We start from the raw sequence: 17892 nt of genomic DNA on the forward strand, positions 1-17892 counted from the left end.
GTCATAAAAGCCGGTAAGGAGGCCTTCACGGCTTTGGGGAAGCGGATTGGAAGTGGCCGCGCTTAGCGTCCGGTTCGTCCTTGCAGGCGAGAGAACTTCGGAGCTTTGATGAGATGGGGAAGAGCCATCGCCGCGGTCGGTGCCGTGGTGGCGCTCGCGGTGTCGGGGGTCGCCTCACCGGCCGCCGCCGGTGAGACGAAGTACGTCGGCGAGCTGGCGCTCACCGAGACCGGGGTGGTCCGCGGGACCGCGGCCACCGACCTGGTGACGTTCAAGGGCGTGCCCTACGCCGCCCCGCCGGTCGGGTCGCTGCGCTGGCGGGCGCCGCAGGCCGCGAAGGCGTGGGACGGCGTCCTCGACGCCACGAACTTCCGCAGCCAGTGCGCGCAGCTCGGCGGGCTCGGCGGGATCATCGAGTCCTACGAGGAGAACTGCCTCTACCTCAACGTCTTCGCGCCGAAGACGTCCGGGATCAAGCCGGTCGTCGTGTGGTTCTACGGCGGCGGTTTCCAGAACGGCACCAGCGCCACCTACGACGCCGCCCGCCTGGCCGTGCAGGGTGACGTCGTGGTCGTCACCGTCAACTACCGGGTCGGCGTGCTGGGCTTCCTCGCGCTGCCGTCCCTCGACGGCGAGACGCCCGGCGTGCAGTCCGGCAACTTCGGCATCCAGGACCAGCGCGCGTCGCTGAAGTGGGTGCAGCGCAACATCGCCGGCTTCGGCGGCAACCCCGGCAACGTCACCATCGGCGGCCAGTCCGCCGGCGCCGGCGCCGCGTGCATCCACCTCGCTTCGCCCGCCTCGGCCGGGCTGTTCCAGCGCGCGATCGGCGAGACCTACAGCTGCGGCTCCCCGCTGCTCAGCAAGGACGCCGCCGAGACCATGGGCACGACCGTGGCCACGCAGTTCGGCTGCGCCGACACCGCCGCGGCCGCGAACTGCTTGCGCGGCAAGACCGACGTCAAGGCGCTGATGCAGGCGTGGCCGCCGCTGCCGCAGGGGCCCGTGGTGGGCGGCAGTGAACAGCCGCTGCAGCCGATCGACGCGTTCCGGCAGGGCAAGTTCAACCGCGTGCCGATGCTGTGGGGCAACAACCGCGACGAGATGCGGATGATCGTCAGCATCCAGTACGACGCCTCGGGCAACCCCGTCACCGCCGAGTCCTACCCGCAGATCATCCGGAACACCTTCGGCGTGGACGCCGACCGCGTCCTGGCGAAGTACCCCGCGTCCGCCTACCCGACGCCGGGTCTGGCGCTGTCGCAGGTGCTCAGCGACGCCGGTGACGACCAGCTCGCCACCTGCCAGCACGTCACGGCGTACCGGGCCGCGATCGCCGGGCAGGCCAAGCTGTTCGTCTACCAGTTCTCCGACCGCACGGCGCCGCCGGTGGTCGACATCCCCGGCTTCGACGAGGGTGCCGAGCACGGCGCGGAACTGAACTACCTGTTCCCGAAGTTCACCGGCGCGACGCTGAACGCGGCGCAGCAAGCGCTCTCCGACCAGATGGTCAAGTACTGGTCGACGTTCGCCCGCACCGGCGACCCGAACGCCTCGGGCCTGCCCGCGTGGCCGCGGTTCAGCACGGGAACGGCGCGTGACGCGCTGTCGCTGGACCTCGCGTCCGCCGGTGGCAACCAGAAGATCGACCTGGCGACGCGCAGCCAGTGCGACTTCTGGGCGACCGTGCCGCCTCCGCCGGGCGCCTGAAACCGGTGGTACCGAAGGGGACTGTCCGCGAGGGCAGTCCCCTTCTTCGTGCCCGCGGGACACCACGGACCGCGTCGCTTCCGTCGCCGCCGGTGACTTTCAGGGCCGGGGAAGCCGGTGGAAGCGAAGCAGAAGCCGGTCCTTCTAACTTTCCCAGGTACCGCAAGAAAAACCGTGAGGAGGGTCCATGCCGGACGGGATCGCGATCGTCGGCCTGTCCTGCCGGCTGCCCTCGGCCGGGGACCCCGCCGGGTTCTGGGCCCTGCTCCGCGAAGGCCGCAGCGCGATCGGGGAACCGCCCGCCGGCCGCGCCACCTCCCCGGGCGCGCCGCCGGCGGCGTACCTCGATCGCGTCGCGGACTTCGACCCGGCGTTCTTCGGGATCTCGCCGCGGGAGGCCGCCGCGATCGATCCGCAGCAGCGGCTGATGCTCGAACTCGCTTGGGAGGCCGTGGAAAACGCCGGTCTCGTGCCGGGGCCGCGGACCGGCGTCTTCCTCGGCGCCGCGTCCGACGACTACGCCACCCTCCTCGACCGCGCGGGTGCGGACGCCGTCACCCGGCACTCCATGGCCGGGGTCCGCCGCGGCCTGATCGCCAACCGCGTCTCCTACGCGCTCGGCCTGCGCGGGCCCAGCTTCACCGTCGACTCCGGACAGTCGTCGTCGCTGGTCGCGGTGCACCAGGCGGTGGAAAGCCTGCGCCGCGGGGAATGCGCGGTCGCACTGGCCGGCGGGGTGCACCTCAACCTCGTGCCCGAGAACGCGCTCCTCGCCGAGCGCTTCGGCGGGCTGTCGCCCGACGGCACCGCCCACGTCTTCGACGCGCGGGCCAACGGGTTCGTGCGCGGTGAAGGCGGCGCGGCCGTCGTCCTCAAGCCCCTCGAGCAGGCCCTCGCCGACGGTGACCTGGTGCACGCGGTGATCCTCGGCGGCGCGGTCGGCAACGACGGCGGTGGGGCCGGGCTCACCGCGCCGGACGCCGACGGGCAGGCCGAAGTCCTGCGGCGGGCCTACGAAGGTCTCGACCCGCGGGCGGTCCAGTACGTCGAGCTGCACGGCACCGGCACCGCGGCGGGCGACCCGGTCGAAGCCGCCGCGCTGGGCCGAGTCCTCGGCCGCCCGGACGCACCGCTGGCCGTCGGGTCCGCGAAGGCGAACGTCGGCCACACCGACGCGGCGGCCGGGATCACCGGGCTGGTCAAGGTGGTCCTCGCGCTGCGGCACCGGGAACTGCCGCCCACTCCGGGGTTCGAGTCCTCGGCGATCCCGCTGGCGGAACTGGGTTTGCGGGTCCAGACGTCGTTGTCGGACTGGCCCGAACCCGGCCGCCCGCTCGTGGCCGGGGTGTCGTCGTTCGGCATGGGCGGGACCAACTGCCACATCGTCGTGCAGGAGCCGCCCGCGCGGGAGGAAGCGGCCCCGGACGTCCCGCACGCGTTGCCGTTCCTGCTCTCGGCCCGCACGCCGGAAGCGTTGCGGGAGCAAGCGGCCCGGGTACAGAAAATGTCCGAAGTGGACATCGTCGACATCGCGTTTTCCCTCGCTACCACCCGCAAGCACCACGAACACCGGGCGGTCGTCGTCGGCCGTGACCGCGCGGCGCTCGCGAGTGGCCTGCGCACCCTTTCCGGCGGTGGCAGCGCCCACGAGATCGTCCGAGGCCGGGTCGCGGAGCGGGGCGCGCTCGCGTTCCTGTTCAGCGGGCAGGGCAGCCAGCGCGCCGGGATGGGCCGGGAGCTGGCCGAAGCCTTCCCGGCGTTCGCCGACGCCTTCGCCGCGACCTGCTCGGCGTTCGACGGGTTGCTCGACCGGCCGCTGGCCGAAGTCGTCCTCGAAGACGCCGTCGACCGGACGGAGTACACCCAGGCCGGGCTGTTCGCCTTCGAAGTGGCGCTGTTCCGGCTGTTCGAGGCCGCGGGGGTGCGGCCGGACTTCGTCGCCGGGCATTCGGTCGGCGAGCTGGCCGCCGCGCACGTCGCCGGGGTGTTCTCGTTGGCCGACGCGGCCCGGCTCGTCGCCGCCCGCGGCGCGCTCATGCAGGCTCTGCCCCTCGGGGGCGCGATGGTCGCGGTGGCCGCGGGCGAAGCCGACGTCCGGCCGCTGCTGGACGAGCGCGTTTCGCTCGCCGCGGTGAACGGGCCGTCGGCCGTCGTGCTGTCCGGTGACGAAGATGCCGTCCTCGCCGCCGCGGCGGAACTGGCCGCGCGTGGGCACCGCACCAAGCGGCTCACCGTCAGCCACGCCTTCCACTCCGCCCGGATCGAACCGATGCTGGCGGAATTCGCACGGGTCGCGAGTGGACTGTCCTATGCGGACGCGGCGATCCCGGTGGTCTCGAACGTCACCGGCCGGCTCGCGACGGCCGAGCTGGGCACGCCCGAGTACTGGGTCCGGCACGCGCGCGAGGCCGTGCGCTTCGCCGACGGCGTCCGGACGCTCGAAGCCGCCGGAGTCACGGACTTCGTCGAGATCGGCCCGGCCGGGGTGCTGACCGAGCAGGTCCGCGCGACCGTCGCGGACGCCGCCGTCGTCCCGGCCCAGCGCGGCGCCCGGTCCGAGACCGCCGCGCTGCTGCGGGCGCTGGCCGCCTTGCACGTCACCGGCCGCGAGGTGGCGTGGGCGGCGATCTTCGCGCCCTGGCACGGCAACCGCGTCGAGCTGCCGACGTACCCCTTCCAGCGCGCGAGCTACTGGCTGCCGGACCGGCGGGACATCCTGACCGCCGGCCCGGTTCCCGAGCGGGTCCCCGACGGCGGAACCGGGGACCCGCTCGTTCCACTCGACCTGGTCCGCGCCGAGGTCGCGGCCGTGCTGGAGTACGCGTCCGCGGCCGACGTCGACCCCGCGCGGAACTTCCGCGACCTCGGCGTCGACTCGCTGACCGGCCTCGAGCTGCGCGACCGGCTCGCCGAGGCGACCGGCCGCGCGCTGCCGGCGACGCTGCTGTTCGAGCACCCGACCCCCGCGGCGGTGGCCGCGCACCTGGCCGGTGCCGCCGAGGCCGAGGACGGCTTCGCGGCCGCGAAGCCGTCTTCGGACGAGCCCATCGCCATCGTCGCGATGGCCTGCCGGTTCCCCGGTGACGTCCGCACGCCCGAAGACCTCTGGGAGCTGGTCGCTTCGGGGCGGGACGCGGTGTCCGCGCCGCCCGCGGACCGCGGCTGGGACAGTGACGCCGTCCGCGCGGGCGGCTTCCTCACCGGCGCGGCCGAATTCGACCCGGCGTTCTTCGGCATCAGCCCGCGCGAGGCCCTCGCGATGGACCCGCAGCAGCGGCTGGTGCTGCAGGCGGCGTGGGAGGCCTACGAACGCGCGGGCATCCGCCCGGAGACCGTCCGCGGTCACCGCGACGGCGTCTTCCTCGGCGCGACCTCGCACGAATACGGCCCGCGGCTGCACGAAGCCGAGGACGGCCACCTGCTGACCGGGACGACGCCGAGCCTGATCTCCGGCCGTGTCGCGCACGTCTTCGGGCTCGAAGGCCCGGCGATCACCGTGGACACGGCGTGCTCGTCTTCGCTGGTGGCGCTGCACCTGGCGGTGCGGTCGCTGCGCGCGGGCGAATGCGGACTGGCGCTCGCGGGCGGGGTCACGGTGCTGTCCGGGCCGGGGATGTTCGTCGAGTTCGCCAAGCAGGGCGGCCTGTCCGCCGACGGCCGCTGCCGGGCGTTCTCGGCCGACGCGGGCGGCACCGGCTGGGCGGAAGGCGCCGGCGTGGTGCTGCTGGAGCGGCTGTCCGACGCGCGGCGCCACGGCCACCCGGTCCTGGCACTGGTCCGCGGCACGGCGGTGAACTCCGACGGCGCGTCCAACGGCCTGACCGCCCCGAGCGGCCCGGCCCAGCGCCGGGTGATCCGCGCGGCACTGGCGGACGCGGGGCTGGCGGCGTCCGATGTGGACGTCGTCGAGGCACACGGGACGGGCACGGTACTGGGCGACCCGATCGAGGCTTCGGCGGTGCTGGCCACCTACGGTCAGGATCGTGCCGAGCCGGTGCTGCTCGGGTCGTTGAAGTCGAACATCGGCCACGCCCAGGCGGCGGCCGGGATCGGCGGCGTGCTCAAGCTGGTGCTGGCCATGCGGCACGGGGTCGTGCCGCAGACGCTGCACGTCGGCGAGCCCACGCCGCACGTGGACTGGACCTCGGGTTCGGTCCGGCTGGCGACGGAGCCGGTCGCTTGGCCCGCGGGGAAGCGGGTCAGGCGAGCGGCTGTGTCGTCGTTCGGCATCAGCGGCACGAACGCCCACGCGGTCCTGGAGGCGGCCCCCGAGGAGCGCCCCAATGTGGCGTTGGTTGCGTCTGACGCACCGAACGCCACATTGGGTGCGCTGGACGCACCGAACGCCACATTGGGGCGCTCGGGCTCGGCCTGGGTGCTCAGCGCGAAGACCCCGGACGCGCTGCGGCGGCAGGCCCGGGAACTGCGGGAGCACCTCCTCACGCACCCCGACCTGCCGCTCGACGGCGTGGCGGCCACCCTCGCCGCCCGCACTCGCTTCGAGTATCGCGCCGGGGTCGTCAGCGGTGATCTCGACGCGCTCGAAGCGCTGGCCGAGCACGGGACCGGTGCGGTCCGGGTGCCGAGCGGCAAGCTCGCCTTCCTCTGCACCGGCCAAGGTTCCCAGCGCGCCCGCATGGCCGAGCCGCTGTACGACGCCGACCCGGTCTTCGCCGCCGCCCTCGACGAGGTCTTCGCCGCCCTCGACCCGCACCTGGACCGTCCACTCAAGACGGTCGTCTTCGCCGACGACACCACCCTCCTCGACCGCACCGCCTACACCCAGCCCGCGCTCTTCGCCGTCGAAGTCGCGCTGTTCCGGCTGTTCGCGCACCACGGCGTCCGGCCGGACTTCGTCGCCGGACATTCGATCGGCGAACTCGCCGCCGCGCACGTGGCCGGGATCCTCGACCTCGCCGACGCGGCCCGGCTCGTCGCCGCCCGGGGTGCGCTGATGGACGCCCTGCCCGCCGGCGGGGTGATGGCCGCCATCGAAGCGACCGAAGACGAGATCCGTCCTTTCGCGGTCGCCTTGGCCGCGGTCAACGGCCCGATGGCCGTTGTCGTCGCGGGGGACGAAACCGCCGTCGCGGCGGTCGAAACGCACTTCTCCGCGCAGGGACGGCGGACCCGGCGGCTCACCGTCAGCCACGCCTTCCACTCCCCGGCCATGGACGGCATGCTCGACGCCTTCCGCGAGGTCGCCGAGTCGGTCACGTACCACCCGGCGCGCATCCCGCTGGTCGTCGACGGCGACCCCGGCACCGCGGACTTCTGGGTCCGGCACGTCCGTGACACCGTCCGCTTCGCCGACACCGTCGCGCGGCTGGCCGAAGCCGGCGTCACCACCTTCGCCGAACTCGGCCCCGACGCCGTGCTGACCGCGATGGGCCGGGACTGCCTGCCCGACGGGACTTTCCTCCCGACCCTGCGTGCCGGGCGGGTCGACGTCCACGCGACTCTGGCTGTGCTCGGCGGCAGTGTTCCCGCTCAGTCCACAGTAGACCTGCCGACGTATCCCTTCGAGCGGCAGCGGTTCTGGCTGCCGCCACGCTCACTGCGTGCCGACGCCGCGGCCGCGGGCCTCACCCCGACCGGCCACCCGCTGCTCGGCGGCGGCGCCGAGGTCGCCGGTACCGACGGGGTCCTGTTCACCGGCCTCCTCTCGGTCCGCACCCAGCCGTGGCTGGCCGACCACGTCGTGCTCGGCGCGAACCTCCTGCCGGGTAGCGCTTTCGTGGAACTCGCGCTGCTCGCCGCCGGGCAGGCGGGCTGCGACCGGCTCGACGAGCTCGTCCAGGAAACGCCGTTGGTCCTGCCCGCGGACGGCCGTGTTCAGCTCCAGGTTTCGCTCGGTGCGCCCGACGAGACCGGGCGCCGGGCGGTGGCCGTCTCGTCGCGGCCCGACCAGCCGTCGGTGACCGCGGGCTGGACCCGCAACGCCGCCGGGTATGTCTCCACCGGCGGGGCCGTGCCCGCGCCGGAACCGGTCTGGCCGCCGGAGGGCGCCGAGCCGGTCGGCCTCGACGGCCGGTACGACCGCATCGCCGACGCGGGCTTCGGTTACGGGCCCGAATTCCGGTGCCTGCGCGCGGTCTGGCGGCGGGGCGAGGAGCTGTTCGCCGAGGTTGCGCTACCGGAGCACCGCGTCGCCGAGGCCGCGGACTACGGCCTGCACCCCGCGCTCCTCGACGGCGCGTTGCACGTCGTCGCGTTCGGTGACCCCGAAGGCGTCGAGGCGGGCCGGATCCCGTTCTCCTGGCACGACGTCCGCCTGCACGCCACCGGTGCGAGCACGATCCGCGTCCGGTACACCGCGGCGGGCGGAATGTCTATCGTGGACACTTCGGGTGCTCCCGTCGCCGAGGTCGGCGCGCTGGTCCTGCGGCCCGTCGCCTCGGACCAGCTGACGGCCACCGTCTCCCGCGACGACCTCTACCGCGTCGCGTGGACGCCGGTCCCCGCCCCGGCCACGACGGCCACCTGCCTGCGCACCACCGGCCTCGACCTGACCGGCGAGGTCCCCGACTTCGTGGCGGTGCGGCCCGAACCCGGCACAAGCGCGGTGCCGGACCGGGTTCGCGCCGCCACGAACCACGCGCTCGGCCTGATCCGCGGCTGGCTCGCCGACCCTCGGTTCGAAAGCGCGCAGCTCGTCTTCGTGACCAGCGAACTCGCCCACGCCGGCGTGCGCGGGCTGGTCCGTTCGGCCCAGACCGAGCACCCCGGCCGGTTCGTGCTCCTGGACACCGACACCGACCTGACGCCGTCGGAAATCGCTGCCGCCGCGGCCACCGGCGAGCCGGAACTGGCGTACCGCGACGGTGTCGTGCTCGTCCCGCGGCTGGCCCGGGCCACGGTGCCGGATGCTTTCCCGGCACCGCCCGCCACCGTCCTCGTCACCGGCGCGACCGGTGGTCTCGGCCGCGCGCTGGCCCGGCGGCTCGCCGGGCAGGGCGTCGGGCACCTGCTGCTCGTCAGCCGCCGCGGTCCCGCCGCCGGGGGTGCCGAAGAGCTGGTGGCCGAGCTGGAAGCGCTCGGTCCGAAGGTGACCCTCGCCGCTTGCGACGTCGCCGACCGCGACGCGCTGGCCGCGTTGCTGGCCGAACACGCGGTGACCGCGGTCGTCCACGCCGCCGGCGTCCTCGCCGACGGTCCGATCGAGACACTCACCGCGAAGCAGCTCGACGATGTACTGCGTGCGAAGGTCGACGCGGCCTGGAACCTGCACGAGCTGACCGGCGACCTGACCGAATTCGTGGTGTTCTCCTCGGTTTCCGGGCTGCTCGGCACGGCGGGCCAGGCGAACTACGCGGCCGCCAACGCCTTCCTCGACGCGCTCGCCGCGCACCGGCGTGCCGAAGGGCTCCCGGCCACCGCGCTGGCGTGGGGCCTGTGGGAGACGGCCGACGGCATGGGCGGCGGGCTCGCTGCCGCCGACCGCACCCGGATGTCCCGCGCCGGCGTGGGCACTTTATCCACTGTAGACGCACTCGACCTGTTCGACACCGCCCGCGGCGCCGGAGACGCACTGCTGGTGCCGCTGCGGATCGACGAAGCCGGGTTGCGTGCCGCGGGCGCGGTGCCGTCGCTGCTGCGGGGCGTCGTCCGCCCGCGGGCCGGCCGGGCCGCCACCCCGGCCGCGGTGACCGCCGACGGGCTCGCCGGCGTCGTCCGCGCCGAGGTCGCGGCCGTGCTCGGGCTGGGGAACCCGGCCGCGGTGGAGCCGGGCCGCGCGTTCAAGGAGATCGGCTTCGACTCGCTCACCTCGGTCGAGCTGCGCAACCGCCTGGCCACCGCGACCGGCCTGCGGCTGCCCGCCACGCTCCTGTTCGACCACCCGACCCCGGCCGCGGTGATCGACCGCCTGCACGCGGAACTGGCCGGCACCGGCGAAGCCGCGGAGACCGCCGCGCCGGCCGCCGTCGCGGGCGACCCGATCGTCATCGTCGGGATGGCCTGCCGCTTCCCCGGCGGCGTGACCAGCCCCGACGAGCTGTGGCAGCTGGTCGTCGAAGGCCGGGACGCGATCAGCGAGTTCCCGGTCGACCGCGGCTGGGATACCGAGGCGCTGTACGACGCCGACCCCGACCGCCCCGGCCGCACGTACACCACGCGCGGCGGGTTCCTGCACGACGCGGGCCAGTTCGACGCCGAGTTCTTCGGCATCAGCCCGCGCGAGGCCACGGCGATGGATCCGCAGCAGCGCCTCCTGCTCGAAACCTCCTGGGAGGCCTTCGAAAACGCCGGGATCGACCCGCTGGGCCTGCGCGGCAGCCGGACCGGCGTCTTCGCGGGCGCGATGTACCACGACTACACCGCGCGCCTGGCCCCGCTGCCCGAGGAAGCCGAAGGCTACTCGTTCACCGGCGGTTCCGGCAGCGTCGTTTCCGGCCGCGTCGCTTACACCTTCGGTTTCGAAGGCCCGGCCGTCACGGTCGACACCGCGTGTTCGTCCTCGCTGGTCGCGCTGCACCTCGCCGCGCAGGCCCTGCGGCAGGGCGAATGCGGGCTGGCGCTCGCGGGCGGCGTCGCGGTGATGGCGACGCCGGGCTCGTTCGTGGAGTTCAGCCGCCAGCGCGCGCTCGCCCCGGACGGCCGCTGCAAGCCGTTCGCGGCCGCCGCCGACGGCACCGCCTGGGCCGAGGGCGCCGGGATGCTGCTGCTGGAGCGCCTGTCCGATGCCCGCCGCAACGGGCACCCCGTGCTCGCCGTCCTGCGCGGGTCCGCGATCAACTCCGACGGTGCTTCGAACGGCCTCACCGCCCCGAACGGGCCGTCGCAGCAACGCGTGATCCGCGCCGCGCTCGCGACTGCGGGCCTGACCCCGTCCGATGTGGACACCGTCGAGGCGCACGGCACAGGCACCCCGCTCGGCGACCCGATCGAGGCGCAGGCCCTCCTCGAAACGTACGGCCAGGGCCGGGAAACGCCGTTGTGGCTGGGCTCGCTCAAGTCGAACGTCGGGCACACGCAGGCCGCCGCCGGGGTCGGCGCGGTCGTCAAGATGGTGCAGGCCATGCGGCACGGCGTCCTGCCGGCGACGCTGCACGTCGACGAGCCGTCGCCGCACGTCGACTGGACGGCGGGCGCGGTCGAGCTGCTCACCGAGAACCGCGCCTGGCCCGAGATCACCCGCCCGCGCCGCGCGGCGGTGTCGTCGTTCGGCATCAGCGGCACGAACGCCCACGTCATCCTCGAGGCCCCGGAGCGCCCCAATGTGGCGTTCGGTGCGTCAGACGCACCCAATGCGGCGTTCGGTGCGTTGGATGCACCCAACGCCACATTGGGGCGCTTGGTCCCGTGGGTGCTCTCTGCCCGGAGTGAGGCCGCGCTGCGTGAGCAGGCACGTCGGCTGCTCCCGCTGGCGGACGGTGATCCCGCTGCGGTTGCGCGGGCGCTGCTCAAGCGGTCGGCGTTCGACCACCGTGCCGTCGTCACCGGCGACTTGAAAGCCGGGCTGACCGCGCTGGCCGAGCGCGGCAGCGGTGCCGGTGTGGCCCGCCCGAACCGCCGGGTCGTGTTCGTCTTCCCGGGGCAGGGTTCGCAGTGGGCCGGAATGGGACAGGAGCTGCTCGCGGCCGAGCCCGTGTTCGCCGAGCGGATGGCCGAATGCGCCACCGCCCTGAAATCCTTTGTGGACTGGAACCTCCTGGAAGTCCTCGACGACGCCGAAGCGCTGCAGCGGGTCGACGTGGTCCAGCCCGCGCTGTGGGCGATGATGGTGTCGCTCGCCGCCGTCTGGCGGGCGCACGGGGCCGAACCCGCCGCCGTCGTGGGGCACTCGCAGGGGGAGATCGCCGCCGCCGTCGTCGCGGGCGGACTGTCCCTTGAAGACGGTGCCCGTGTGGTCGCGTTGCGCAGCAAGGCGTTGCTGGCGCTGTCCGGACGCGGCGGCATGGTGTCCGTGGCCGCTCCGGCGGACCGGACGCGGGAACTGATCGCCCCGTGGCCCGGGCTCGCGGTCGCCGTGGTCAACGGCGGCGCCTCGACCGTGGTGTCCGGCGACGCCGACGCGCTCGAGGAGCTTCTGGCCTCGGACATCCCGGCCAAGCGGATCGCCGTCGACTACGCCTCCCACTCGGCGCACGTCGAAGGCCTCGAAGACGAGCTGGCCCGCGTGCTGGCCCCCGTACGGCCGCGGTCGGGCGAGATCCCGTTCCACTCCACCGTGACCGGCGAACTCGCCGACACCGCCGACCTCGATGCCGGGTACTGGTACCGGAACCTGCGCCGACCGGTCGAATTCGCGCGGACCACCGAAAAGCTCGTCGAAGCGGGCCACGACGTCTTCATCGAGTGCAGCCCGCACCCGGTCCTCGTCAGCGCCCTCGCCGAGACCACCACCGCGCTCGGCACGCTCAAGCGCAACGACGGCGGCCCGGTCCGCGTGCTCGCCGCGCTCGGCGAGGCGCACGTCCACGGCGTGCCGGTCGACTGGGCGCTGCCCGAGGGCACCCGCGCCGCCCTGCCCACCTACCCCTTCCAGCGCGAACGGTTCTGGCTCGACGCGACCGAAGCCCAGGCGGGCGTCGACGGGCTCGGGCTCGACGCGGGCGGGCATCCGCTGCTGGCCGCGTCGGCCCGGCTCGCCGACCCGGACGTCCGGCTGTTCACCGGACGGCTGTCGCTGGCGGCGATGCCGTGGCTCGCCGACCACGCCGTCCTCGATACGCCGCTGCTGCCCGGCACCGCGTTCCTCGACCTCGCCCTGCACGCGGCTCGCGAAACCGGGGCCGCCGTGGTGGATCTGACCGTCGAGGCGCCGCTCGTGCTGCCGCGGCACGGCGCCGTGCTCGTCCAGGTGACCGTCAGCGAAGACGCCGTGAAGATCTTCGCCCGCACCGAAGACGGGTCCTGGACCCGGCACGCGTCGGGCACGCTCGCGCCGGTCACTGCCGGGGTCCGGCCGCCGCTGACCTGGCCACCCGCCGGGACCGAGCTCGACGTCGAGAAGTTCTACGTCGCCGCGGCCGAAGACGGCTTCGACTACGGCCCCGCGTTCCAAGGCCTGGCCAGGGCTTGGCAGTCCGGTGACGACGTCTACGCCGAGATCAGCCCGGCCGAGCCCGGCGCCTTCGTGGTGCACCCGGCGCTTCTCGACGCCGCGGCCCAGGCCGTCCGGCTCGGGGACTTCTTCGCCGACGACGCTCCCCGTCTGCCGTTCGCGTGGTCCGGGGTCACCGCCCACGCGTCCGGGGCGCGGGCGCTGCGGGCCCGGCTCTCCCCGGCCGGCCCCGACGCCGTGTCGCTCGTGGTCGACGACGAGGACGGCCGCCCGGTGCTCACCGCGGAAGCGCTTACCCTGCGCCCGTTTTCGCCCGCCCAGCTCGCAGCCGGTTCGGACTCGCTGTACCGGCTCGCGTGGCAGCCGATCGATCTCGGCGCACCGGCGGAGGGCGACGTCGTGGTGTCCGTAGAGACCGGCGACGTCCGTGAAGTCCTCTTGCGACACCTGGATCTCGTGCGCGAATGGCTGGACCGGGCCGAGGACGGCCGGCTCGTGGTGCTGACCCGCGGCGCCACCGAGGACGATCTCGCCGGTGCCGCGCTGTGGGGCCTCTTGCGGTCGGCGCAGGCGGAGCACCCGGGCCGGATCGTGCTGGCCGACGTCGACGACGACCCGCGTTCGCTGGACGCCCTGCCCGCCGCGCTCGGGACCGGCGAGGGCCAGCTCGCCCTGCGGGCCGGCGCCGCGTACGTCCCGGCGCTCGCCCGGGCGGACGTCCGCGCCGCCACCGGCCCGCTGCTCGACGCAGATGGCACGGTGCTCGTTACCGGGGCGCTCGGCACGCTCGGGCGGCTCGTCGCGCGGCACCTCGTGCTCGCCCACGGCGCCCGCCACCTGCTGCTGCTCAGCCGGCGCGGGATGGCCGCCGAGGGCGCGGCCGAGCTCGTCGCCGAGCTGGCCGAGCTGGGCGCGGCCGCCGAAGTCGTCGCCGCGGACGCCGCCGACCGGGCCCGGCTCGCCGAGGTGCTCGCCGCCGTCCCGGCCGAGCGCCCGCTGACGTCGGTGGTGCACGCCGCCGGTGTCCTGGCCGACGCGACCTTCACCGCGCTCACCGCCGAGCAGCTCGACACCGTGCTGCGGCCGAAGATCGACGCGGCCCGGCACCTGCACGAGCTGACCGAAGGCCTCGCACTACGCAGTTTCGTCCTGTTCTCGTCGGTCGCGGGCACCCTCGGCACGGCGGGGCAGGCGAACTACGCGGCCGCGAACGCCTACCTCGACGCGCTCGCCCGCCACCGCCGTGCACGCGGGCTGCCCGCGTTGTCCCTGGGCTGGGGCCTGTGGGCCGAGACGAGCACGATGACCGGCGGGCTGGACCGCACCGACCTGGGCCGGCTGGGCCGCACGGGCGTGCGGCCGCTGTCGAACCGGCAGGGCCTCGACCTGTTCGACGCGGCCTGGGCGGCCGGGGACGCGGTCCTGTACCCGGTCCGGCTGGAGACGTCGGCGGCCCGGCTCGGCGAGGTACCGCCATTGCTGCGCGGGCTCGTCCGCACGACGGCCACGCCGGCGAAAACTCGGGTCGACCTGGCCGACGTGCCCGCGGCCGAGCTGCCGAAGGTGCTGCTCGACCTGGTCCGCGGCGAGGTCGCCGCGGTGCTCGGGCACCAGGGGACGGCCGCGATCGACCCCGCCCAGCCGTTCGCCGAGATCGGGTTCGACTCGCTGACCGCGGTCGAGCTTCGCAACCGGCTCACCGCCGCGACCGGGGTGCGGCTGCCCGCGACGCTGGTGTTCGACCACCCGACGCCGTCGGCCGTCGCCGCGCATCTCGAAGCCGGGCTGGTCACCGAGCCGGCCCGCCCGGTGGCGCTCGACCACGTCGACCGCCTCGAGAGCGCGCTCGCCGACGTCGACGAGTCCGTGCTGGCCACGGTCATGGCTCGGCTCGACGCCCTCGGCGCGCGGCTGCGGCGGCCCGACCCCGAACCCGACGACCCGGCGCAGCACCTGCGCACCGCTTCGGCCGACGAACTACTCGACTTCATCTCCAAGGAGCTGGGCAACCATGGCTGAGCACGACGACCGCGTGCTGGAGAACCTCCGCTGGGTCACCCTCGAACTGCACCAGGCCCGCGAGAAGCTGCGCGCCGCCGAGGAGCCGATCGCCGTCGTCGGCACCGGCTGCCGGTACCCCGGCGGCGTCACGACGCCCGAGGACCTCTGGCGGCTGCTCGACGGCGGCGTCGACGCCATCACCGAGTTCCCCGGCGATCGCGGCTGGGACGTCGAAAGCCTGCACCGGCCGGACGAACCGGGGCACTCCAGCACCCGGCACGGCGGGTTCCTCGCCGAGCCGGGCGCGTTCGACGCCGGGTTCTTCGGCATGTCCCCGGCCGCGGCCGAGGTCACCGACCCGCAGCACCGGCTCCTGCTCGAACTGTCCTGGGAGGCCATCGAGCGCGCCGGCATCGACCCGCGGTCGCTGCGCGGCAGCCGGACCGGCGTGTTCGCCGGGACGATGTACGCCGACTACGGCACCGGCGCGGCCGACGCCGACCTCGCCGGCCGCGTGCTGATGGGCACGTCCGGCTCGCTGGCCTCGGGCCGGATCGCCTACACCTTCGGTTTCGAGGGCCCGGCGCTGACGCTGGACACCGCCTGCTCGTCGTCGCTGGTCGCGGTGCACCTGGCGGTGCAGGCGCTGCGCCGCGGCGAGTGCACGCTCGCGCTCGCGGGCGGGGCGACGGTGCTCGCGACGCCGTCGGTGTTCGTCGAATTCTCGCGCCAGCGCGGGCTTTCCGCCGACGGGCGCTGTAAGGCGTTCGGCGCTGGTGCCGACGGCACCGGCTTCGCCGAGGGCGCCGGAGTCCTGTTGCTGGAACGGCTTTCCGACGCGCGCCGCCTCGGGCACCCGGTGCTGGCCGTGGTGCGCGGCTCGGCGGTGAACTCCGACGGCGCGTCCAACGGGCTGACCGCGCCGAACGGTCCCGCGCAGCAGCGGGTCATCGCCCAGGCCCTCGCCGACGCGCGGCTCACGCCGTCCGATGTGGACGCCGTCGAGGCGCACGGGACCGGCACCGCGCTGGGCGACCCGATCGAGGCGCAGGCGGTGCTCGCGGCGTACGGGAAGGATCGTGCGGAGCCGCTGTGGCTCGGGTCGGTCAAGTCGAACCTCGGCCACACCCAGGCCGCGGCCGGCGTCGCCGGGCTGCTGAAGATGATCCTGGCGCTGCGGCACGGCGTGCTCCCGAAGACGCTGCACGCCGACGAGCCGTCGCCGCACGTGGACTGGACGGCGGGGGCGGTTTCGTTGCTGACGTCGCCTCAGCCGTGGCCCGCCGGGGACCGGCCGCGCCGGGCCGGCGTGTCGTCGTTCGGGGTCAGCGGGACCAACGCGCACGTGATCCTGGAAGAGGCGCCCGCGGCGGAACCGGCGGCCCCTTCTCCTGACGTCCCCATGGCGCCGTGGGTGTTGTCCGCCCGGAGCGCCTCGGCGTTGCGCGGTCAGGCTGCACGGCTGCTGTCCATAGTGGACGAGAAACCGCTCGACGTCGCTCATTCGCTGCTGACTTCGCGCAGCCGGTTCGAGCACCGCGCGGTCGTGCTCGGCTCCGATCGTCGTCGCGGGCTGGCGGCGCTGGCCGCGGGTGAAGAGGCGTCCACTGTGGTCACCGGAATCGCAGATGCCGGTCCGGACGCGGTGTTCGTCTTCCCCGGCCAGGGTTCGCAGTGGGCCGGGATGGGCTGCGAGCTGCTGGAAACGTCGCCGGTGTTCGCCGCCCGGCTCGCCGAGTGCGCGGCCGCGCTGCTGCCGTTCACCGACTTCGACCTGCTGCGCGTGCTGCGCCGCGGGGACGAGCTGGACCGCGTCGACGTCGTCCAGCCCGCGCTGTGGGCCGTGATGGTGTCGCTGGCGGCGCTGTGGCAAGCCCACGGTGTCCGGCCCGCGGCGGTTCTCGGGCACAGCCAGGGCGAGATCGCGGCCGCCTGCGTCGCGGGCGCACTGTCCCTTTCGGACGGTGCGCGCGTGGTGGCGCTGCGCAGCCGGGCGCTGGCCGTGTTGTCGGGTCAGGGCGGCATGGTTTCGGTCCGGCTGCCGCTCGCCGAGGTCGAAGAACTCTTGACGCCGGGCCTTTCGATCGCCGCGGTCAACGGGGCCGCGTCGGTCGTCGTGTCCGGCGAACCGTCCGCATTGGACGAACTCGTCGAGAAGTGCGGTGAGTTCGCGAAGCGGATCCCGGTGGACTACGCGTCCCACTCCGCGCAGGTCGACTCGCTGCGGGAGCGGCTGCTCGCCGACCTCGCGCCGATCCGGCCGTGCCCGGCCGAGGTCCCGTTCGTCTCGACGGTGACCGCGTCGGTGTTCGACACCACCGGGCTGGACGCGGAGTACTGGTTCACGAACCTGCGCCAGCCGGTGCTGTTCGACCCGGCGCTGCGGGCCGCGCTGGCCGAGGGCTGGAGCGCGTTCGTCGAGCTCAGCCCGCACCCGGTGCTCACGCTGGGGATGCAGCAGACGGCGCCGGGCGCGGTCGTCGCCGGTGCGCTGCGCCGCGGCGACGGCGGCCTCGGCCGGGTCCGGCTGGCACTGGCCGAGCTGGCCGTCCGCGGCATCGACGTCGACTGGGGCTTGCCCGCCGGACGCCGGATCGACCTGCCCACGTACGCGTTCGACCACCGCACCTACTGGCTCACCTCCCAGGCGGCACTTTCACGTGAAAGTGACACGGAGGAACCCACTCCGGATCACTTTCACGTGAAAGTGGCGGGTTTGAGCGGGGCTGAGCAGCGGCGGACGCTGGTGAAGCTGGTGCGCTCCGCCGCGGCGGCTGTGCTCGGTCATGGCTCGGGCGACGACGTCGAGCCGGCCGGGTCGTTCCGCGAACTGGGCTTCGACTCGGCGGCGGGCGTCCAGCTGCGCAACCGCCTCGCCGCGGCGACCGGGCTGGAGCTGCCGGTGACGGTGGTGTTCGACCACCCGACCGCCGCCGCGCTGGCCGACTACCTGCTGGCCGAGCTGTCGGGCACGCCGTCGGAGGGCCTCGACCGCCACCTCGACGCGCTCGAGTCCGGCCTGCGCGACCTCGACGGCGCCGCGCGGGCGCACGTGCTGACCCGGCTCCGGACGCTCGTCGCGGCCGGGCCGGACACCGGCACGGAGCTGTCGGGCGCCACCGCCGACGAGATGTTCGCGCTGCTCGACGAAGAACTGGGTGCCGCCAAGTGAC

Annotated in this window: 3 protein-coding genes; all 3 read left to right on the top strand. The window is 74.2% G+C overall.

Features of this window, described 5'->3' with window-relative positions; translation table 11 throughout:
• The first annotated feature begins 108 nt into the window (after positions 1-108).
• Complete coding sequence (locus H4696_RS44035) at positions 109-1710, top strand: carboxylesterase/lipase family protein (protein ID WP_086859260.1); 1602 nt, start codon at positions 109-111, stop codon at positions 1708-1710.
• Between the two features lie 187 nt (positions 1711-1897).
• Positions 1898-14737 carry a type I polyketide synthase gene (locus H4696_RS44040; protein WP_192782861.1) on the top strand — a complete coding sequence of 4280 codons (12840 nt, stop codon included), beginning with the start codon at positions 1898-1900 and terminating at the stop codon, positions 14735-14737.
• Positions 14730-17891 (top strand): type I polyketide synthase, encoded by a 3162-nt coding sequence (locus tag H4696_RS44045; protein ID WP_192782862.1) that lies wholly within the window; start codon positions 14730-14732, stop codon positions 17889-17891. The genes H4696_RS44040 and H4696_RS44045 overlap by 8 nt, the downstream gene beginning before the upstream one ends.
• The last annotated feature ends 1 nt before the right edge of the window (position 17892 follow it).

It is taken from the genome of Amycolatopsis lexingtonensis (assembly GCF_014873755.1).
GTDB classification, from domain to species: domain Bacteria; phylum Actinomycetota; class Actinomycetes; order Mycobacteriales; family Pseudonocardiaceae; genus Amycolatopsis; species Amycolatopsis lexingtonensis.